The 19,957-nt window shown below is 73.1% G+C and carries 21 protein-coding genes; 5 read left to right on the top strand and 16 right to left on the bottom strand.

Annotated features, from left to right (window positions below; all coding sequences use genetic code 11):
• Nucleotide 1 precedes the first annotated feature (1 nt).
• The 3 genes from H7344_RS01770 to H7344_RS01760 are packed head-to-tail and all read right to left on the bottom strand — an operon-like array spanning nucleotide 2 to nucleotide 3,155.
• Nucleotides 2-409, bottom strand: coding sequence for a Zn-ribbon domain-containing OB-fold protein (locus tag H7344_RS01770; RefSeq protein ID WP_229706798.1), 408 nt, complete (start codon nucleotides 407-409; stop codon nucleotides 2-4).
• Nucleotides 406-933 (bottom strand): FAS1-like dehydratase domain-containing protein, encoded by a 528-nt coding sequence (locus tag H7344_RS01765; RefSeq protein ID WP_186344286.1) that lies wholly within the window; start codon nucleotides 931-933, stop codon nucleotides 406-408. The genes H7344_RS01770 and H7344_RS01765 overlap by 4 nt, the downstream gene beginning before the upstream one ends.
• The gene (locus H7344_RS01760) at nucleotides 930-3,155 is read right to left on the bottom strand and encodes an acyl-CoA dehydrogenase (RefSeq protein WP_229706799.1); all 2,226 of its coding nucleotides are present in this window, start codon (nucleotides 3,153-3,155) and stop codon (nucleotides 930-932) included. The genes H7344_RS01765 and H7344_RS01760 overlap by 4 nt, the downstream gene beginning before the upstream one ends.
• Nucleotides 3,156-3,234: 79 nt before the next feature.
• Here H7344_RS01760 and H7344_RS01755 point away from each other — a divergent pair, with 79 nt between their 5' ends.
• The 4 genes from H7344_RS01755 (at nucleotide 3,235) to H7344_RS01740 (ending at nucleotide 6,057) form a co-directional block, all read left to right on the top strand.
• On the top strand, nucleotides 3,235-4,134 hold the full coding sequence (locus H7344_RS01755) for an alpha/beta fold hydrolase (RefSeq protein WP_229706800.1): 900 nt from the start codon (nucleotides 3,235-3,237) through the stop codon (nucleotides 4,132-4,134).
• A 39-nt stretch (nucleotides 4,135-4,173) separates the two neighbouring features.
• Nucleotides 4,174-4,437, top strand: coding sequence for a hypothetical protein (locus H7344_RS01750; RefSeq protein WP_186344285.1), 264 nt, complete (start codon nucleotides 4,174-4,176; stop codon nucleotides 4,435-4,437).
• A 116-nt stretch (nucleotides 4,438-4,553) separates the two neighbouring features.
• A complete protein-coding gene (locus H7344_RS01745; protein ID WP_186344284.1) occupies nucleotides 4,554-4,943 on the top strand; it encodes a hypothetical protein in 390 nt (129 codons plus the stop codon).
• A gap of 358 nt (nucleotides 4,944-5,301) precedes the next feature.
• A complete protein-coding gene (locus H7344_RS01740; RefSeq protein WP_186344283.1) occupies nucleotides 5,302-6,057 on the top strand; it encodes a LuxR C-terminal-related transcriptional regulator in 756 nt (251 codons plus the stop codon).
• On the opposite strand, the gene H7344_RS01735 is transcribed toward H7344_RS01740, so the two are convergent.
• From H7344_RS01735 to H7344_RS01705, 7 genes are all read right to left on the bottom strand, one after another.
• Entirely contained in the window at nucleotides 6,054-6,644 is a 591-nt protein-coding gene (locus H7344_RS01735) for a GrpB family protein (protein ID WP_186344282.1), read from the bottom strand. The two genes, H7344_RS01740 and H7344_RS01735, sit on opposite strands and share 4 nt — an antisense overlap.
• A 62-nt stretch (nucleotides 6,645-6,706) precedes the next feature.
• Nucleotides 6,707-7,444, bottom strand: coding sequence for a PASTA domain-containing protein (locus tag H7344_RS01730; protein ID WP_186344281.1), 738 nt, complete (start codon nucleotides 7,442-7,444; stop codon nucleotides 6,707-6,709).
• Entirely contained in the window at nucleotides 7,441-7,875 is a 435-nt protein-coding gene (locus H7344_RS01725; protein WP_186344280.1) for a SigE family RNA polymerase sigma factor, read from the bottom strand. Before H7344_RS01725 ends, H7344_RS01730 begins: the two co-directional genes overlap by 4 nt.
• Before the next feature lie 126 nt (nucleotides 7,876-8,001).
• Entirely contained in the window at nucleotides 8,002-8,568 is a 567-nt protein-coding gene (locus H7344_RS01720) for a dihydrofolate reductase family protein (RefSeq protein WP_186344279.1), read from the bottom strand.
• A 907-nt stretch (nucleotides 8,569-9,475) separates the two neighbouring features.
• Nucleotides 9,476-9,817, bottom strand: a complete 342-nt coding sequence (locus H7344_RS01715; RefSeq protein WP_186344278.1) for a DUF2200 domain-containing protein — start codon at nucleotides 9,815-9,817, stop codon at nucleotides 9,476-9,478.
• A 32-nt stretch (nucleotides 9,818-9,849) separates the two neighbouring features.
• Nucleotides 9,850-10,296 (bottom strand): hypothetical protein, encoded by a 447-nt coding sequence (locus H7344_RS01710; RefSeq protein WP_186344277.1) that lies wholly within the window; start codon nucleotides 10,294-10,296, stop codon nucleotides 9,850-9,852.
• Between the two features lie 106 nt (nucleotides 10,297-10,402).
• Entirely contained in the window at nucleotides 10,403-11,227 is an 825-nt protein-coding gene (locus H7344_RS01705) for a universal stress protein (RefSeq protein ID WP_186344276.1), read from the bottom strand.
• Between the two features lie 95 nt (nucleotides 11,228-11,322).
• Between H7344_RS01705 and H7344_RS01700 the strand changes: the two genes are divergently transcribed.
• On the top strand, nucleotides 11,323-11,814 hold the full coding sequence (locus tag H7344_RS01700; RefSeq protein WP_229706802.1) for a DUF488 domain-containing protein: 492 nt from the start codon (nucleotides 11,323-11,325) through the stop codon (nucleotides 11,812-11,814).
• A gap of 71 nt (nucleotides 11,815-11,885) precedes the next feature.
• Here the strand turns inward: H7344_RS01700 and H7344_RS01695 are convergent, their stop codons facing one another.
• The 6 genes from H7344_RS01695 to H7344_RS01670 form a co-directional block, all read right to left on the bottom strand.
• Entirely contained in the window at nucleotides 11,886-14,030 is a 2,145-nt protein-coding gene (locus H7344_RS01695; protein ID WP_186344274.1) for an acyltransferase family protein, read from the bottom strand.
• A 72-nt stretch (nucleotides 14,031-14,102) separates the two neighbouring features.
• Nucleotides 14,103-15,152 (bottom strand): LLM class flavin-dependent oxidoreductase, encoded by a 1,050-nt coding sequence (locus H7344_RS01690; RefSeq protein ID WP_186344273.1) that lies wholly within the window; start codon nucleotides 15,150-15,152, stop codon nucleotides 14,103-14,105.
• Nucleotides 15,149-16,693 carry an APC family permease gene (locus tag H7344_RS01685; RefSeq protein ID WP_229706803.1) on the bottom strand — a complete coding sequence of 515 codons (1,545 nt, stop codon included), beginning with the start codon at nucleotides 16,691-16,693 and terminating at the stop codon, nucleotides 15,149-15,151. The genes H7344_RS01690 and H7344_RS01685 overlap by 4 nt, the downstream gene beginning before the upstream one ends.
• A complete protein-coding gene (locus tag H7344_RS01680) occupies nucleotides 16,690-17,037 on the bottom strand; it encodes a hypothetical protein (protein WP_186344272.1) in 348 nt (115 codons plus the stop codon). The genes H7344_RS01685 and H7344_RS01680 overlap by 4 nt, the downstream gene beginning before the upstream one ends.
• A complete protein-coding gene (locus H7344_RS01675) occupies nucleotides 17,034-18,545 on the bottom strand; it encodes an FAD-binding oxidoreductase (RefSeq protein ID WP_186344271.1) in 1,512 nt (503 codons plus the stop codon). Before H7344_RS01675 ends, H7344_RS01680 begins: the two co-directional genes overlap by 4 nt.
• The gene (locus tag H7344_RS01670) at nucleotides 18,542-19,900 is read right to left on the bottom strand and encodes a (Fe-S)-binding protein (RefSeq protein ID WP_222130080.1); all 1,359 of its coding nucleotides are present in this window, start codon (nucleotides 19,898-19,900) and stop codon (nucleotides 18,542-18,544) included. The genes H7344_RS01675 and H7344_RS01670 overlap by 4 nt, the downstream gene beginning before the upstream one ends.
• Nucleotides 19,901-19,957 lie beyond the last annotated feature (57 nt).

Raw genomic sequence — 19,957 nt, 5'->3', positions numbered from 1 at the left:
CTCAGGCCTTCCGCCAGGTCGGGAGGGTCAGGTCGTCGTCGATGCGGGAGAAGCCGACACGCAGCCGCATGCCGATCTCGATCTCGTCGGCGGCCACGTCGGCGACCTCGCCGACCATCCGGACACCCTCGTCGAGGTCGATGAGCGCGATGACGATCGGCAGTTCCTTGCCGGGCACGGGCGGGTGCCGGTGCACGACGTAGGAGAAGACCGTGCCGGTGCCGGCCGCGACGACGTACGTCTGGTCGAACGAGTGGCACGCCGGGCAGGACGGGCCCGGCGGGAACCGCAGCGACCCGCAGCCGTTGCACTTCTGGATGCGCAGCTCGCCGGCGGCGGTGCCCTCCCAGAAGAACGCGCTGTCGCGGCCGACCATCGGCCGGATGGCCGCGGCACCTCCGGCGCTCACGAGGCCGCCCCCTTCGGGATGAACTTCAGGACGCGGAAGAGCATGGTCGCGACCACCTCGGCGGCGCCGTCCGGCCCGTCGACGTACCAGGTGTTGCGCGAGGTGACGAAGTAGCCCTCGCCCATGCCGGTCCGCTTCGGGCCGACGACGGAGTCGAGTGCGGTGGTGACGCGCACCTGCTCGCCGACGCGCAGCGTACGGCGGTACTCCTGCTCGCAGTTCGTCCCGAGGACCGCGGTGTAGCCCTCGTCGGTGAGCACCTTCATCATCCCGTGCAGGGGGTCGTCGGCCGGTGGCTTCCCGCCCAGGCCGTACATCGTCCACACCTGCGCCATCGACGGCGGCGCCTCCCCGGCCTGCCAGCGCGGGTTGGTGTTGCCCATCGCCTCGAGCCAGTTGTTGATCGTCGGCTGGTTGACCGGGTCGCGCGCCTCGCGCTCGGCCGCCTCGCCGAGCGCCTCGATCCGCTCGGCCTCGGCCATGATCCGCTCGTGCGCGCCGGTGTCGGCGGCGGCGGCGCTCATCGAGGCACCCGCGGCAGCCCGAGGCCGAACATCGCGATCAGCTCGCGCTGCACCTCCTGCACGCCACCACCGAAGGTGAGGACGAGGTTCCGCTTGGCCTGCGCGTCGAGGTACTCCACCAGGTGCCGCGTCTCGGCCTCCCCCGGGTCGCCGTACCGGTGCACGACCCGCGTCAGGTCGTCCAGCAGGTGCTGGACCTGGTCGGCGGCGAAGACCTTCGAGGAGGACGCGTCGCCGACCGAGATCTCACCGGTGGCCGCGGCGCGGGCGACCTCCCAGTTGAGCAGCTCGTTGACGCGGAAGACCGCGGTGGTCCGGCCCATCACGTCGACGACGTCGGGCAGCTCCGCGACGCCGGCCTTGGTCGCCCAGTCCAGGACGCGGTCCCGCAGCCCCTCGATGCGGCCGGCCGGGCCGAGCATGACCCGCTCGTGGTTGAGCTGGGTGGTGATCAGCTTCCAGCCCTGGTTCTCCTCACCGACGAGCATGTCGACCGGCACGCGCACGTCGTTGTAGTACGTCGCGTTCACGTGGTGGCTGCCGTCGGCGGTGATGATCGGCGTGAAGGAGTAGCCGGGGTCGGTCGTGTCGACGATGAGGATCGAGATGCCCTTGTGCTTGGGCGCGTCGGGGTCGGTGCGGACCGCGAGCCAGACGTAGTCGGCCTGGTGCCCGCCGGTGGTCCACAGCTTCTGCCCGTTGACGACGTAGTGATCACCGTCGCGGCGGGCGGTGGTGCGCAGCGAGGCGAGGTCGGTGCCGGCGTCGGGCTCGGAGTAGCCGATCGCGAAGTGCACGTCGCCCTCGAGGATCCGCTTGAGGAAGAGGTCCTTCTGCTTCTGCGTGCCGTAGCGGATCAGCGTCGGACCGACGGTCTGCAGCGTCACGGCCGGCAGGTGCACGTCGGCACGCTGCGCCTCGTTGGCGAAGACGGTCTGCTCGATCTCGCCCAGCCCGTGGCCGCCGTACTCCTTCGGCCAGCCGACGCCCATCCAGCCGTCGGTGCCCATCTGCCGCACGACGCGCTGGTAGGTCGGGCCGTGGCGGTCCCTGCCCATGTCGAGGTGCGCGTCGTGGTCGGCCAGGCCGGTGAAGTAGGTCCGCAGCTCGGCCTTGAGCGCGCGCTGCTCGGCGCTGAGCTCGAGGTTCTTGGTGGTCGGGTCCTCGACGTGCACGTGCTCGGGGCGGGCGTCGAGGGCGTGGACGACGTCCATCACCCACGAGTAGTAGTGGTGCATCGGGTAGGTCTCGTCGACGCCCATGCCACCGTGGAGGTGATGGCAGTTGCGCATGGCGCGGGGCGCCTCGGCGCAGGTCCAGTACGCCGCGACGGCGAGGTCGTCGGTCACGTGCAGGCCCTGCTCGACCCGCCAGGCAGCGTTGGCCGCGGCGAGGTCGGCCAGCCGGGAGGTGATGTAGACGTCGGCGACCTGCATCGCGACCGCTTGGAACTGCGCGAGGGAGCGGCCGAACTGCGTGCGCCCCTTGACGTAGTCCGCGGTCAGGTCGCGGGCGCCGGCCACCACGCCCGCGGCGGTCAGCACCAGGCCGGTGACCGCGTGCTCGAGCAGCGACCGGGCAGCGTCCGCCTGGCCGACCAGCTCGGCCGGGGCGCCGTCGAGGACGACGGTGTGCTCGGGGATCCGGGCCGAGGACGGCGACTCGAGCCGCTCGACACCCGGGCCGTCAGGGTCGACGAGCACCAGCACCGGCTCGCCGTCGGACCCGGTGGCCGTGACGAGCAGGCGGGCCGCGGCGTCGGCGTACGTCACGCCGATCTTGCGCCCGGACACCGTGCTGCCGTCGTACGTCGTGGTGGGCCGCGTCGCCGAGGAGGCGGTGAGCCCCCGGCCGACCTCGCGGATCGCGGGCGTCAGCAGCAGCTCGCCGGAGGCGACGCCCGGCAGGAGCGCCGCGCGCTGCTCGTCGCTGCCGTGGGCGGCGAGGACGAGCGCGCCGCAGCACAGCGTCTCCCAGACCGGGAGGTGGCGGGCGCGGGTGCCGGTCTCGCGCAGGAGCACCGCGACCGCGGCGAGCCCGAGACCCTCTCCCCCGTGCTCGGCGGGGACGGGCAGGGCCGTGAGGCCGTTGGCGGCGAGCGCCGCCCAGTCCTCGCGCCAGCCGCCGCCGCCGCGCTCCAGCGCCTCGGTGATGACCGACCGGACCGCGTCGAGCGACTCGGCGCGCTCCGCGTCCACCTCGGTGTAGCCGTCCGTGCCCACGCGTGTCTCCTCACGACTCGGGGTTCCCCGCTGCGAAACTGTAACGTGTTCTAGCACAGGTCGACGGTCGCGCGAGGAGGTGATCCCACTGGCTCTGCCGACTCCTCGCAGCGCGCTTCGCCGGGTCTACATGCCGTGGGCGCGGATCCCCGCAGGCCGCACCGTCGAGCTGCCCGGGCGCGGCACGACGTACGTCACCGACACCCCGGGTCCGTCCGCGTCCTCGACGCCGCTGGTGCTGCTGCACGCGCTGGGATGCACGGGGTTGCTGACGTGGTACCCGGCGGTCGAGGTCCTCGCCCGGCGCTTCCGCGTCATCACCCTCGACCAGCGCTGGCACGGCCAGGGCATCCGCAGCGAGGACTTCTCGCTGCGCGACTGCGCCGACGACGTGGCCGCGTTGTGCGACGTGCTGGGGCTCGACGAGGTGCTCGTCGGGGGCTACTCGATGGGCGGGGTGGTCGCCCAGCGTGTCTGGCGCCAGCACCCCGACCGCGTCGCCGGACTGGTGCTCGCCGCGACGAGCGACCGGTTCCGCAACAACCCGGTCGAGCAGGGCTTCTTCGCCGGCATGGGCGCCACGATGCTCGCCGCCCGCGGCATCTCGCGCTCCCGCACAGCCGTCCGCGCCGCGCGCGGGGCGACCGGCCTGCGCCCCACCGACGTCCACGACTGGGCGCTGCGCGAGCTGCGCAGCACCAGCCCGTGGGCGGTCGGGCAGGCGCTCAGCGCGCTCGGCAACCACCACTCCCAGCCCTGGCTCGGCCGGATCGACGTGCCGACCGCGGTCGTCGTGACCCTGGGCGACCGCGTCATCCCCGCCTCCCGCCAGCTCGCCCTGGCCCGCCGCATCCCGGGCGCCACCGTCCACGAGATCACCGCCGGCCACGCCGGCTGCGTGCTCCGGGCCGAGGTGTTCGTCCCCCGCTTCCTCGAGGCCGCCGCCACCGTCGAGGCCCGCCGCCGATCCGCCGGTTGAGCGGGCCCACCCCACCTCGCCACCCGGCAGGATGCCCCCATGCCCGCCTACCTCGCCTGGACGGCCGAGCCGCCGGAGGACCTCGACGGCCCGTGGACCGAGGCCCGCCCGGTCGCGCCCGGCCTGCTGCTCATCGACAGCACCGAGCACCTCTCAGCGGTCTACCACGCGCTCAAGTGGTCGCTGCCCGACCACGCCGCGCTCGTCGTCGTACCTCTGCACGAGACACCGAAGCTGCGGGGCCTGGCGGCAGGCACGACGACGTGGTTGCGCGAGCGGACGGTGCCACAGCAGCGAACATGAGAGACCGCCTCATGAAGGTCTCACCCGGTACTCATGGGCGCCGCGCAGAGTGGGGACCGTTCGGGCCGGACGTCTCGGACAGCACGGAAACTCCCCCACCGAAACGGAGTCACCTCATGACGCACGCTCGCACGGCCACCGCTGCCCTCGCCGCGGCCTCCCTGATCGCCGCGCCCCTCGCGCTCGCGGCCCCCGCCCACGCCGACGGCCCGGAGAAGGAGCGCGAGTTCCGCGTGGCGGGCGCCGACGTCGACTTCCAGGTCGAGAAGGACGACGGCCGCTTCGAGATCGACGTGGACATCGACGACGCCCGCCCGGGCAGCAAGTGGAAGATCGTGCTGCGCCACGACGGCAAGCGGTTCCACAAGAAGGTCCACCGCGCCGACTCCGACGGCGACGTCGACATCGACAAGCGCCGCCGCGACACCAAGGGCGCCGACGTCTTCAAGGTGACCGTCAAGAAGGTCGGTGGCACGGGCAAGACCCGCACCATCCGGATTCGCTGACCCGACGTACCGGCCCGTCGGCGCCCGCGAGCTGCCGGCGGGCTGCCCGCGGGATGGGAACACCGCTGCCGGCGGTCGTGTGTCCCTGGACGTGACGATGCGCGTCGTCGGGCACACGACCCCGGCCCGGCCGCTGCCCACCTCGGTCGCGCCTGCCCGAAAGGACGATTGATCGCGCGCCCGGGCCGGGGTAGACCTGACGGTCCCTGCCACACGCGTCCTTCCCCAGGCCGAGGGCGCGGGCCACCGGGCGGCCCACCCACGCCGTTCCGAGCGCTCGCGTCACGGGCCCGGGGAAGGGTCGTCCGTTCCCCCGCGGCCGACTCCGTGCGCGTCGTACCGATCGTGGAGACCCCACATGACACGGACCCCCGACCGAGCCCTGCCCCTGCGACATCGATCACCGCCGGTCTCGTACGTCCCGCGTGTCGGCGAGGACGAGCTGGTCCGGCGGCGCCTCGGGCACGTCCGCACGGTCGTGCTCGGCCGGCACGTACTGCTCGTCCACTGCCTCGAGGTGGTGCTCGCCCAGGAGGGCTACGAGGTCCGCAGCGTCCTGTTCCCGTCCCCGGCCGACCCGCTGCCCTCGCCGTCGTTCGTCCTGCAGGCCCGCGCTCGCACCGCGCTCCTGGTCGTCGACCTCGACGCGGAGCTCGACGAGGCGGTTCGGCTGGTGTCGGGGCTGGCGGCCGAAGGGACCGACGTGGTCGTCCTGACCGGGACCCGCGCCCGGGCCCGCTGGGGCCGTTGCCTACGACACGGCGCCGGTGCGGTGATCGGCATGGACGAGCCGCTGGCCAGGGTGCTGGACGCGCTCGCACTGCTGAGCCGCGGGCTCCCGGCCATCGACCGGAGCACGCGCGACGAGCTGGTCGCCCTCGCCGCAACCCATGAGCACTCCCTGCACGGCGGGCGCGCCCGTCTGCGCCTGCTCACCCACCGTGAGCGCACCGTCCTGGCCCTCCTGTGCGAGGGACTGACCGTCGGCGAGATCAGCAGGCGCGAGGTCGTCGCCGAGGGGACCGTCCGCACGCAGGTCAAGTCGATCCTGGCCAAGCTCCAGGTGTCCTCCCAGCTGGCCGCGGTGGCCCTGGCCAAGCGCGCGGGCGGCTAGGAGGGACCCGCCGATGCGTCCGCAACGGGGCCCGACGTCGGGTCGAGCCCGCGGTTGAGGCGGTCGATCGCACGCCGCTCCTCCGCGGTGAGCAGCGACGACGCCGCAAGCACCTTCTGGAGCACCTCGGACTTGCCGGCGAGGTAGCGGTCGATCGTCATCGACGGGTCGGTCGCGAGGCTCGCCTTGACCGCGGCGTACTCGTCGCGCAGGTCCGGGCGCTCCCGCAGCACGTCCCGCACCGCGAGGTGGTTGCGCACCGAAGGCGTGCCGGCCTCGCAGACGTAGACGTGGCGCCGCGGCTCGTCGTCCGGCGCGGTGAACGCCTCCCGGCCGACGACCCCCAGGTCGCCGCGGTGCACGTAGCCGATGCTCGCGAGCGCGGCGATCGCAGCCGGTACGTCGCCGGGCTCGACGACCACGTCGACGTCGATCACCGGCTTGGCCGCGAGTCCCGGCACGGCTGTCGACCCGACGTGCTCGACCTCGGCCGAGGCCACCCCGGCCAGGGCTCGGGTCAGCACCTCCGCCACCGCGGCGAACTGCTGCGGCCACTCGTCCCGGTACGCCACGACGTCGACAGCCACGGTCCGATCATGCCGACCCGACGTCCCAGCCGGGGGCTGCACCGCGGCGTGTCCCCGACGACCTACCGTCCGGACGAGGCGGCACCCGGCGGCAGGACGACACCGGGGCCCTGAGGACGCACCACCCACGTCTCGCCGATGCAGTCGGCCTTGTGCACCGCGATGGTGGTGAAGCCGTCGACGACAATCGCCCGGAGCGGTCCGAGGTCGCAGGCATCGCGCTCGATGTAGGCCATCACCTTCCCCGGCTCGACGACGGTCATGCCCTCGTCGTCCTCGATGTAGACCGGTGCGCCGGCACGGTTCCGCACGGTCAGACCGGCCTCGGCCGCCCCGCCCGCGAGCCCGACCTCGACGGTCACGGTCGTTCCGCGGGCGACGGCCGTGTCGCCGGCGGGCGCCTGGTCCAGCACGACGTGACCCATGCTCTCGACGGTCACCTCGCCGGCGTCCAGGCGGAGCCCGAGCCGGGTCGCGACCTTCGTGGCCTCCCCGAGCGGCAGGCCGTCGAGCGAGGGCACGGTGACCTGGTCGAGGCCGGGCGCCGCCGGCTCCTGCTCATGGGGGCCCGAGTCCCACCCATCGGTGACGACCGGGGCGGCCAGACCGACCGCAGCGACCGCCAGGACCGCGGTGCCGGCCCACGCGGCGCGGCGACGGCGGCGCTCGCGGGACGCCCGGCCCCGGATCGTCGTGGCGTCCAGGGGTCCGAACCCGGGCGGGACGGCCTCGGTGAGGGACCGGCGCAGGACGGTCTCGTGCGCGGTCTCGTGGCTGGTGTCGCGGTCGTGGTTGCTCATCGGCGCTCCTCGCAGAGGACGTCACGCAGGGAAGGGTGCTCGCGCAGGGCCGCGAGCGCCCGCGCCTGGTGGGACTTGACCGCTCCGAGCGAGCAGCCCATGACCGCCGCGGCCTCGGCGAGCGGCAGGTCCTCGTAGAACCGCAGCACGACGACCTCGCGCTGGCGTGGCGAGAGCTCCTCGAGCGCTGCGAGGACGACCTGCCGGGCGAGCCGGCGGTGCCAGGAGACGTACTCGTTGTGCATGGCGCGTCGCACGTACGCCTCGAACGACCCGCCCTCCCCACGGTCGATGCGGTCGAACTTCGCGCAGGTCCGCGCCAGGGCCGACTGCACGAGCTCCTCGGCGTCGTGGCGGTCGCCGGTCAGCAACCACGCCGCCCGCAGCAGCGCGGGGCTGCGCGCCGCCACGAACTCCTCGAAGGTGGCCATCCGGTCACGTCCTGTCCCGTCGGTCCTGAAGTGCCTCTCACCCTCCTCAACGCCCGAGCGGCCCTGAAGGGTTACGCGGGTGCTGACCTGGGTCGGCGCCCGACCGACGCGCCTCAGGGCGCCGGCTCAGCGGCGCACGTCGGCGACGACCTTGACGATGCCGTTGGCGTAGGACTCGGTGTCCACGACGTCGAGCAGGGTCTTGTCCCGGTCCGCGTCGCTGAAGAGCCGCTTGCCGGCGCCGAGGAGGACCGGGAAGACGAGCAGGTGGTAGCGGTCGACCAGACCGGCGTCGGCCAGCGCGTGGCCGAGGGTGGCGCTGCCGTGCACGATCAGCGGCGCGCCGTCGGTCTGCTTCAGCGCGGCGACGTCGTCCAGGGAGCGGAGGACGGTCGCCGGCCAGCGCGGGTCGTCGCCCTCGAGGGTCGTGGAGACGACGTACCGCGGCATCGCGTTGTAGCGCGGGAACTCCGCGGTCATCGTCGGCCACACCGGCGCGAACGCCTCGTAGCTGCGACGGCCCAACAGCAGCGCGCCGGCGCCGTCCTGCTCCTGTGCCTTGAGGGCGTACGCCGCCTCGTCGAACGCGATGCCGTCGAAGGTCCAACCGCTGTTGCGGTACCCGGGCTCCCCGCCCGGTGCCTCCATGACGCCGTCGAGGGACATGAACGCGGTGACGATGAGCGTGCGCACAAGTGGCTCCTGGGCTCGGTGGTCGGGTCAGCGGGTCCGACCACGACCGGGACCCATCCTCATCGGTCCGTCCGCAGCGGTGACGGAATTCCACCGCTTCTGCCTGGGAAAGCGCACAACGGCCGACTCAGACCGTGACCCGCACACGTGTCGGATATGGATAGGTGCATGACTACGTCCACGCTCGCCCCGGGGCTGACCTGGCAGACGACGCCGTCACGCCCGGTGCGTTGCTGGACCGGGTCCGCGGGGCGAGGAGGACCGCGGACGCCGCCGAGGTGGAGCTGCTGGTCCTGGCGGTCGCGTGGGCGCACGCGCACCCGGTGCTGCCCGGCCAAGAAGCCTGGGGCGTGCCCGGCTCGCCCCCCCGACGCCCTCGACGGCTCCGGGGACGAGGACGACCCCGACGCCGACGTGACCGGTGACGAGCTGTCCGGGATCCCACTGGTGCGCTGGGACGCACCAGCGGCGTTCGCCGCGGCGAACGCCATGTCCACCGAAGCCGGGCAGGCGCTCATCCGCGACGCGCTGGTGCTGCGCCACCGACTGCCGAAGACCTGGACCCGCACCCTGACCGGCGACGTCCCCGCCTGGCGCGCCCGCCGGATCGCCCAAGCCGTCCTCGGCCGCCCCGACGACGTCACCACGTACGTCGACGAGCACGTCGCCCCCGTCGCCGGCTCCATCGGCGTGGTCCGCCTGGACCGGATCATCGACGAGGCGATGCTGCGCCTGCACGCCGAGGAACGCGAGCTCGCCCAGCTCGCCGCCCTGGACAAGCGCTACGTCCGCCTCGACGAACGCACCCCCACGGCCGCCACTACCTCCGCGGCCCCACCGGCACCACCGAGGTGGGCGAGCCCACGGACGTCACCGTCGCCCCTGACCCGCCGCCGGTCTCCTGAGGTCAGGAGCGGAGGATCTTCTCCAGCGCCTTGCCGCGGGCCAGCTCGTCGACGAGCTTGTCGAGGTAGCGGATGCGGCGCATCAGCGGGTCCTCGACCTCCTGCACCTTCACCCCGCAGACCGAGCCGGTGATCTGCGAGACCAGCGGGTTGAGCTCGGCGGCGGCGAAGAACTCCTCGAACGTCGTCCCGGCCTCCAGTTGCCGCGCCAGCTCGGCCTCGTCGAAGCCGGTCAGCCACTCGATCACCCGGTCCAGCTCGGCCTTGGTCCGGCCCTTCCGCTCGACCTTGGTCACGTAGAGCGGGTACACCGACGCGACGCTCGTGGTGAAGATCCGGTGCATGTCCCGGAGCGTATGCCGCGTGGGAACCGGCCTCAGTCCAGCTCACAGTCCCGCTCGACCTCGGCGCGGCAGCGGTCGATGCCGTCGGAGCCGACGGCGCGATCCTGCCCGGGGCCGCCGATCAGCACCTCGCCTTCGACGCCGCCGCGGAGCCGGTCGTCGCCCGGGCCGCCGCGCAGGACGGTGCGGGTGCCCTCGCACTGCTCGGCGTCGGAGCGCAGCACGTCGGGGCCGCCGGCGCAGCGGACGACGCCGCCGCAGGCGCGCATGGTCACGACGTCGCGGCGCGGGGTGCCGAGCACGAGCACGTCCTCGCGCAGGGCGCCGGTGGACCGGACCAGGAGCTTCTCGGCAGCGAACGGCACCGTCGCGCCGTCCCTGCTGAAGGTCCGGCGAGCCAGGTCGTAGCGGACCGGCAGGTCCCCGGGGTCCGAGTACCCCTGCACCTCGACGACGTCGACGCCCGACCCGCCGCGCACCCGCCGGTCGCGACCAGCAGGGGGCGCGTCCGGGTGCGGGTGGCTCGCCTGCCGGTTCCTTCCGAGTGCGGTCGAGCCACGGTACGCCGGAGGCTCGCCCGAGGCGCTACTCCTCCGGCACGACGCAGACCGGCCCGCGGGCGTGCTCGAGCACCGCCATGGCGGCCCGCGAGCCGCGGCCGGTGCGGGGTGCGCCGACGAGCACCAGGTGGCTGGTGCCGCTGAGCTCCTCGAGGGACCGGACGAGGTCGTGGTCGGTGCAGCGGAACCGGACCACGACACCGCCGTCGGTGCCCGTCGGCAGGACGCCGGTCGGGTCGTCGTCCGGGCGGTGCAGCACCGTGATCGGCAGGCCGCGGACGCGGGCGTGGAGCAGCGCACGCTCGACCGTGCGCGGCCCGAGCAGGGCGGGGTCGGAGGCGAGGGTGACCCCGGTCCGTGCCGTCCGCGCCGGCAGGCCGCACCACGGTCGGACGACCACCACCGGGCACGTCGCGTGCCGGGCGACACCGGCGCTGACCGACCCCAACAGGAGGCTCCGCACCGGTCCGCGGCCACGCGACCCGACGACCAGCAGCGCGGCGTGCTGCGAGCAGGTGAGCAGCGCCTGCCGGGGGTCCTGGCGGCCGACCGCGGTCAGCACCTCCACCCCGGGCACGAGGTCGACCACGGACCTCCCGGCCCGGACGACGAAGCCCCGGGCGTGGTCCTCGAGCTCCCGCAGCAACGACTCCGGCGCACTTCCCGGGACGCCGGCCCACGCCGAAGCGAAGGCGGTCCCGGCGTCGGCGGCGTTGAGCACGACCAGCCGTCGCCCCTCGAGCACGGCCTGCTCCGCGGCCCACCGCAACGCCTCGTCGGCCTGCGTCGAGCCGTCCACGCCCGCCACGACCGCACCGTCCAGCGCCCCGGAGCCGAGCAGCTCGTCCATGGGGCAAGCGTGCCCCACCCGCGGTCGGGCACCGGTTCCCCATGCCGCCGCTGCTCACCGTCGGACACGGCACCGCGGACCGCCATGAGCTCCGCATGCTCCTCGAGGGCGCCGGCGTCGACCGGCTCGTCGACGTGCGCCGCTTCCCCGGCAGCCGCCGCAATCCCGACGTGTCGCGCGACGCGATGGAGCAGTGGGCGCCGGAGGCCGGCATCGGCTACGCCTGGGAGCCGCGCCTCGGCGGCCGCCGCAGCGTCCCGAAGGGCCAGGACCCGGCGGTGGACGGCTGGTGGCGGGTCACGGCGTTCCGGGCGTACGCCGCGCACATGCGCACCGACGAGTTCCGCGCCGGCCTCGACGACCTGCTCGGCGGCGCACGGTCCGGCACGACGACCCTCATGTGCAGCGAGTCGCTGTGGTGGCGCTGCCACCGGCGGATGGTCGCCGACGCGCTCACGCTGCTGCACGGCGTACCCGTCCTCCACCTCGCCCACGACGGGCGCACCACCCTCCACGAGCCGTCGGCCGGCGCGCAGGTCACCCCGGAGGGGCTCCGCTACGACGCCCCAGCCGGGAAGCCGGGATAGTCACGGACGTTTTTGTCCTCCGTCGGGATAGTCACGGACGTTCCTGACCGTTACTACCCCGACGCAGCGGCTCAGTCCCGGCCCCAGACGCCGAGCGCGCGGCCGAGGGGCTCGGCGAGCTGCTCGGAGTACGCCGTGGTGAGGTGGCCGAGGTCGCGCATGGTGATGGTGGCGCCGACGACGGCGGGGCACAGCCCGCCGGCGCAGAACCACCGCTGCGGGTCGATCCAGTCCACGCCGGCGTCCTGGGCGGCGTCGCGGGCGGTGAGGGTGACCTGGCGGGCGGCGTCGACCGGCTCGTCGGCGCAGGCCGCAAGGGTGGCGCCGCGCCGGCCGAGGCAGTCGGCGGGTTCGCGCTGGCGCTTGGGGGCGTCGCCGAGGACGGCGACCCGGCCGGCGTACGGCTGGACGTCCGCGATCACGTCGGCGAACCCCTGGCCCATCGCCGGAAGGATCTCGTCGCGGTCCTTGACGACCTCGCCGTCGACGACGATGCCGCGCGGGGCGGAGCCGGTGACGACGACGAGGTCGGGCTCGAGCCTCGCGATCCGGTTGAGCGTCCAGCGGTTGAAGTCGGTGCACTCGTCGAACGGCTCGTCGAGCTTGGGGTGCAGCGACTCGACGCGCGCGGGAGTGCAGGCGGACTTGACCAGGTAGTAGGCGCGGTAGCCGGCGCGCTCGGCGATCTTCTCGAGGGCCGGCACCCAGTGGCGGCCGTGCGAGTTGCCGAGCAGGACGAGCGTGCGTTCCCCGTCGGTGTCGCCGCGGCGGCACAGCTTCCACGGGGCGGCGCCGTACTCGCACTCCCCCAGGTCGGCCTTGTCCCCCTTGAGGTCGAGCAGCCCCGGCTCGAGCTCGGAGGGGACCGGCTCGCCGTCCTTCGCGGCCCGCGCGCTGACCTGGACGAGCGCGACGGCCGGGTCTTCGGAGAGCTTCTCCCCCGTCGGACCCTCGTCCTGGGAGGCGATGGTGATCGGCGGCGCGTCGTCGTGCACCATCGAGCGCTCGACGACGAAGCCCGCGACGAGGCTCGCGGCCAGGACCACCCCGACCGAGGCCGGGTAGAGCCGCAGGGTGCGCACCGGCGACCACGAGAGCGTCCGGAACGGCGTCTCGACGAAGCGGTACGTCGCCCACGACAGCGCGAAGGTCACCAGCACCGCCGCGGCGGTCCCGCGCAGGCTGAGGTCGCGGCCGACGTGCTGGCTGGCGATGAGGAAGACCGGCCAGTGCCAGAGGTAGAGGGAGTACGACGCGTCGCCGACCCACCGCAGCGGCGCGATGCCGAGCATCCGCTGCACGAGCGGCGGGCGCCCGGACCACTCGGCTCCGGCGACCATGATCGCGCCGGTGCCGAGGACCGGCAGCAGCGCGACGTACCCGGGGAACGCGGTCTCCTCCGTGACGGTGAAGCAGGCGACCACGACCGCCGCCAGGCCGGTCGCGGCGAGCAGGCTGCGGTCGCGCGCGCCGAGCGGCCGCACCAGCCAGGGCGCGATGATCGCGAGCAGTGCGCCGACGCCGAACTCCCAGGTGCGGGTGAAGGTCGAAAAGTACGCCGTCTCCGGGCTGGTCGTGGACGCGTGCACCGACCAGGCGAGGCTCGCCGCGGTCATCGTGCCGAGCACGATCGCGGCCCGCGCCCGCATCGAGCCGGCCCGGCGCGCCGCCCACCACGCGGCGAGGACCACCAGCAGCGGCAGCACGAGGTAGAACTGCTCCTCCACCGCCAGCGACCAGAAGTGCTGGAACGGCGAGGCGGCGGTGTCCTGCGCGAAGTAGTCGGTCTGCTCGCTGGCGAAGCGGATGTTCGCCGCGAAGAACGCGGTCCACAGCGCGTCGGTCGCGGCGTCCCTGGCCTCCACCACGCCCAGCCAGACGGCCGAGGCGACCAGCGTCGCGACGGTGACGACCGAGGCCGCCGGGAGGATGCGCCGCGCCCGCCGGGCGTAGAACTTCACCAGCGAGACCGACCCGTCGCGGTCCACCTCCTTGAGCAGGAGGTGGGTGATGAGGAAGCCGGAGACGACGAAGAAGACGTCGAGGGTGACGAAGCCGCCCGGGTAGGGGCTCAGCCCCGCGTGGTAGAGCATGATCGCCAGCACGGCGAGCGCGCGCACGCCCTGGATGTCGTCACGGAAGCCGCGGCGCTGCGGCTGGTGCCCCTCCTTCCCGTGGTCCCGGACCGGCGTGGACGGGTGCTGCGAGGGAGGCACGCTGACCTTTCGGACGGGCGGGGCGGACGCGGCGTCGACGCTAACAAGTCGGTCCAGCCCGCCACGCGCGGGTCAGGCGAATGCCGGCATCACCTGGTCGTGGACGAGCTGCAGCTGGGCGTCGATGTCCGGGACGCCCTCCAGCTCGCGGCCCATGAGCGCCTTGACCAACGCGGCGTCGGTGATCGCGAGGATCATGTGGTTGACCCCGGTCGGCTCGATCTGCTCCTTGATGAGCGCGGTGACCTCCTCGGGCGTGCCGGCGATCGAGAGGCGCTCGGCGATGTCCGGGGTGGTCAGCTCGATGCCCCGGGCCATGTCGCCGGCGCCGATCGCCTCGATGATGGGGGCCATCTCCTCCGGCTTCACGCCGTTGCGCTCGAGCTGCTCGTGCGGCATGGAGGACGCGTAGAGACCGACCATGCTGCGGGCGGCGTCCTTGGCGACCGCGGAGTCCTCCGCGACCGAGAACACCACCCAGGAGCCGAGGTCGAGGTCGTCGAGGTCCTTGCCGGCCCGCTTCGCGCCGATCGCGCAGTGCTCGATCATGTACTCGTAGGCCTCGCGGGTGTAGCTGAGCGCGTGGTGGCAGCCGTCGGAGAGCTCCGCGGCCGCCTCGAACGACTTGGGCCCGCGCATCGCTCCCATCATCACCGGCAGGTGCTTCTGCACCGGGCGGGCGAAGGTGAACAGTCCGTTGTAGGTGAAGAACTCGCCGTCGAAGGTGACGACGCCGTCGTCGAGGAGCGTGCGGATCACGTGGACCGCCTCCTTGACCCGCGAGAGCGGCTTGGTGCCGGCCCAGTCGATGCCGTACTGCGCGAGCAGGCCGAAGTTGCCGCTGGAGACGGCCACCTCCGCGCGGCCGCCGGTCAGCTCGTCCAGGGTGGCCGCGGCCTGCGCGACCAGGGTCGGCTCGCGCAGGCAGATGCCTGAGACGCTCGGGCCGAGGCGGATCCGGCTCGTGGTCGCCGCGGCCGCCGCGAAGAGCAGCCAGAGGTCCTTGTGCCAGGTCTCGTCGGCGGCGTACACGGCGTGGAAGCCGAGCTCGTCGGCCTTCTGGATCGACGCGAGGGACTGGCTGAGCGGGTAGTCCGGCAGCATCGCATAGCTGAACCTCATCGGATGGCTCCTTCGGCGGGCGGGGAGGGACGGTCGAGGTCGTCCGGGGCGGGGATCGCGTCCCCGGCGACGGCGTCGCTGCGCTCGTGGGGACGCGCGAGGACGAGGTAGAGCCCGCCGATGCCCACACCAATCGCGGCGGAGAGGGCGACGAGCCAGTTGTCGTACCACGGCAGGCCGGGGCTCCGCGGCCATGCCATGTTCACCATCGCCAGGACGCCGTACGCCAGCGCCGCGGCGTTGACGAGCAGGCCCCAGCGCCCGAGGGTGAACGGTCCGCTCGGCACCCACCCGAGGAGGCGGGCGCGCAGCGCGGCGGCCGTGACCATGTGGAAGCCGAGGTAGATGCCGAGGGTGGCGAAGGAGATGATCGAGGTCAGCGCCTTCGTCGAGAACACCGAGCCCAGGACGATCACCGCCGGCGCGACCGCGGCGACAACCATCGCGTACGGCGGGACGTGCCGACCCGGAAGGAACGTCCGGAACAGGCGGGCGCCCGGGACCATGTCGTCGCGCGCGTAGGCGTACAGCAGCCGGCTCGCGGCGGCCATCAGGCTCAGCGCGCAGGAGAGGAAGGACAGCATCACGACGACGAGGACGACCTTGGTGCCGGTCTCGCCGAAGGCCTCGTGCAGGATCGTCGTGACCGGGTCGGCGTCGGTGCCGTCGATGACGCGGGCGTAGTCGGAGACCGCCAGGAGCAGCGCCAGGCACACGAAGATCGCCGCCGCCCCGCCGACGTAGATCGTCATCCGCATCGCCTTCGGGATCTGCCGCGAGGGATCAGGGACCTCCTCGGCCACGTCACCGCAGGCCTCGAACCCGTAGTACTGGTAGATGCCGATCAGCGCCGCGGCCAGGAACGCCGACAGGTAGCCGCCGCTGTGTCCGACCACGTCCCCGGTGTCGAAGAGCACCGACAGGGACTGGTGCCGCTCGGTCAGGAGCAGCCACCAGCCCACCGCGAGCGCGCCCAGCAGCTCGGCCGTGAACCCGACGACCGCCGCGGTGGCCAGCCACCGCGTCCCCATCAGGTTGATGGCCAGCGCGATCGCCAGCAGGATCAGCGCGCAGGTGATCGTCGACGACGTCCCGGGGCTGAAGCCCAGGAGTTGGGCGAGGAAGGGCCCGGAGCCGTAGACGACGCCGGCGATCGTGGTCAGCAGGGCGACGAGGTAGATCCAGCCCGTCATCCACGCCCACCGGCGGCCCCACAGCCGGCGTGCCCAGGGGTAGACGCCGCCGGCCACCGGGAACTGCGAGACGACCTCGCCGAAGACCAGGGCGACCAGGAGCTGCCCCACGCCCACGATCGCCAGCCACCAGATCATCGCCGGCCCGCCGCTGACGAGGCCGACCGCGAACAACGTGTAGATCCCGACGACCGGGGAGAGATAGGTGAAGCCCAGCGCGAAGTTCGCGGCCGGGCTCATCTCGCGCCGGAACTCCGACCGGTAGCCCAGCGACGCCAGGGCCGCCGCGTCGGCGTCGTGCTGGCGCCGGTCGCCCGGCAGTGGCCGGTCCCCGAGCCGGTGGCTCACGGCCCGACCTCCGGGTCCTCGGCCTCGACCTCTCGGAGCAGCGCGGAGCCGGCCACCACCCGGTCCGCGAAGTGGCGGTGCATCCAGTCGAGGTGGTCGTGCCGGCTGTGCACGATCCGCAGGCTGTCCCAGGCGGGCATCTGCTGCTGGTGCACCCAGCGCTCCATCAGCCGGGGGTCGACCTCGAGGACGTGCTCGAAGGTCGTGACCGCGACGTCGGTGACGGGGACCGGTGGCGGCGGGGCGTGCTGCTCGGCGTAGCGGTAGCCGAGCCGGCCGCCGCCGTCCTGCGTGCCCTGCTCCCCCGGGCCGTGCTCCCCGGGGCCGTGCTCCTCCGGGCTCATGGCGCCTCCTCGGCGGGGTAGGCCCGGTCGAGGAGGTACTTGCCCGGGTTCATGATGTTGTTCGGGTCCACCGCCCGCTTCACGTCGAGCATCACGTCGAAGCCGCGGCCGAGCTCGTAGGGCACGAGGTCCACCTCGCCCTCCCGGCACGACCCGTGGCAGGCGCTGATCGAGCCGTCGTGGGCGAGCGCCGCGGCCGCGATGTCCCGCTTGGCCCGAACCCACAGCCCCCACGCCCGGTCGTCGAGCTGCTGCTCCCAGATCCCCACGTCAATCTCGGTCAGGTAGTCCACGCCGGTGTCGGCCGAGGTGTAGGCGAACATGCCCCAGTCGTCGAAGACGTCGGTCTTGCGTCGCAGGTCGGCCACGATCTCGTGCCACGCGCGGCTGACCGCCGGCACCCTCGTGTAGTTCACCGCCGCGTCCTCGCAGTGCCAGCTCATCGGGACCACCTGGCCGTCCTTCGTGCGGCCGTGCAGCGGGGTCGCGTACCGGTCGTGGCGGGCCGCCCAGTCGCCCTCGGAGATCTCGTCGCCGAGGTAGCGGGCGCCGTGGTCGCGCGCGATGCGGAAGAGCCGCTTGCCGCCGACCCGCACCTCGTCCTCGTAGCCGTAGAGCACCGCGCAGACCAGGGCGCGGACGTCGCGCGGTTGCGGGATGTAGGCCTCGTCGTCGCGGCGGAGATAGGCGACCTTCCACTCGTCGAAGAGCACCGCCCCGGCGAAGGTCGCCACGCCGGCCCGGGCGAGAGCGCCCACGCAGCGGTACGCCGCGTCGTAGTCGTCGAACGCCCAGAACGGCGACAGCTCGGCCTCGGGCTTCGGGTAGAGCTTGAGGGTCGCCTCGGTCGCGATGCCCAGGGTGCCCTGGTGGCCCATGAACAGGTGCTTGAGCTGGTAGCCGCTCGAGGACTTGCTGATCTTGTGGCCGATCCCGTCGCCGACGTGCAGCACCTCGCCGGTGGGCAGCACGTGGTCGAAGCTGAGCACCAGGTCCCGGGTGTGCCCGTAGCGGGACCCGATGAGCGACCACCCGCTGGTGCCGATCCGGCCCCCCACCAGCGAGCAGGGGTAGGACGCCGGGTCGTCGGGGTAGATCAGGCCGTGGGCGGCCAGCTGCTCGTTGAGCTTGAGCATGTTGATGCCGGTCCCGACGGTGGCGGTGCGGTTCTCCAGGTCGATCTCCTTGACCTGGTTCATCCGCTTGACGTCGACGACGATCCCCCCGCGCAGCGGCACCGCGCCGTCGGTGAGGCCGGTGCCGCCGTCGCGGGGCACCACCGGCACCCGGAGGTCGTTGGCGATCCGGAGGACGCCGGCCACCTGCTCGGTGCTGGTCGGCAGCACGGCGAGGTCCGGCATCCGCTCGGCCCAGCGGTGCACGGGGAACGGCGCTGGCACGCGGGACCGGTTCAGCCGGTCGGCGCGCGAGGTGAGGATCTGGTCGTCGGCCAGCACGGTGCGGAGCGCGGCGACCACCTCGTCGACGCGCTCGACCTGGAGCGTCACGGTGCACCGCCGTTCGTCGTGCCACCGACGTCGATGCCGAGCGAGAGCGCCAGCAGCTCGTGGATGTCGACGACGTCGATGCCGACGGCCTCCCCCGCACCTGCGAGCGGCCGCTCGGACCAGGGACAGGCGCTGACCAGGGTGTCGACCCCCAGCGCGGCGGCCTTGTCGACCCGGCCGGCGGCGATCTGCTCGGTCAGCTCGGGCTTCTCGATGGGGAGCCCGCCCCCGCCGCCGGAGCAGTAGGACCACTGGGTCACCCGGTCGACGTCGTGGAAGGTCAGCCCCGGGATGGCGCGGAGGACCTCCCGCGGCTCCCGCCAGATGCCCTTGCGCTTGTTGAGCCGGCAGGGGTCGTGGTAAGTGATCGTCCGCTCGACCGGGACCGACGGGGTCAACCGGCCCTCGCGGAGCAGCTCCGCGAGCAGCTCGACGACCAGCACGACCTCGATGTCGGCGTACTCCTCGCCGAAGTAGCGCGGGTAGTCCTCGGTGAACGAGATGTAGTCGTGCGGGTCGAGCACCAGCACCCGCGTCGTGCCGGTCGAGCGCCAGCTGTCGAGGTTGTGCCGGGCGAAGCGCCGGGCCTGCTCGACGTACCCCATCTCGGCCGCGGGGCCGCCGCAGCACCACTGCTCGCCCATGAGCCCGAACTCGACGCCAGCCAGCTGCAGCACCTGCGCCACCGCTCGCGGCACCGAGGTCCGGTAGAACGCCGCCTCGCAGTCGACGAACAGCACGGTCGGCCCGCCGATGGGCAGGTCGAGCCCGGCGCTCCAGTCGCGGACGTGCTCCTGGCTGACCGGCGTGTCGCCGAGCACCGGCTCGTGGGTGAGCTGGTCGGTGCGGGCGTTCCAGGTGCGCCAGCCCTCCTGGTGCACCCCCTGGTCGACGGCGAGAGCCCGCACCGCCTTGACCACGTCGACGGTGCGGGTCCGGAAGCGGTAGAAGTCGCCGGTGAAGAGGGTGTTCGGGCAGCGCAGCTCGCACGCGCCGCACTGGGTGCAGTTGACGTAGTCGGCCGCCACGTCCGCGACGCTCAGCTGCCCCTGCTCCATCGCCACGACGTTGGCGTGGAAGGCGGTCGGGGTCCACGACTCGTTCCGGGTCACCTGGGTGACCGGGCACACCTCGCGGCAGAACTTGTGGCCGGAGGAGAAGCAGTTGTACGCCGCGTTGCGCCACTCGGCGGCGAGCTCCTGCTCCGGCGTCGCAGTGACGTCCGCGAGCGGCAGCGGCTCGCCGGCGATGGTCTCGACGTACTCCGACAGCTGCGCCGGGTTGTCCCGCATCCCGGGGGTGAACGGCACCGCCAGGGCATCGTCGGCCTGCTCCGGGTCGTCGATCTGGGTCATCTCCCCCACCTTGCGCCGCGTCGGTTTGACCGTGCCGAGACGTCGGAACCTAGGGCG

It is taken from the genome of Nocardioides deserti (assembly GCF_014266025.1).
In the GTDB taxonomy this organism is placed as follows: domain Bacteria; phylum Actinomycetota; class Actinomycetes; order Propionibacteriales; family Nocardioidaceae; genus Nocardioides; species Nocardioides deserti.
This window is presented reverse-complemented; position numbering and strand designations above follow the sequence as displayed.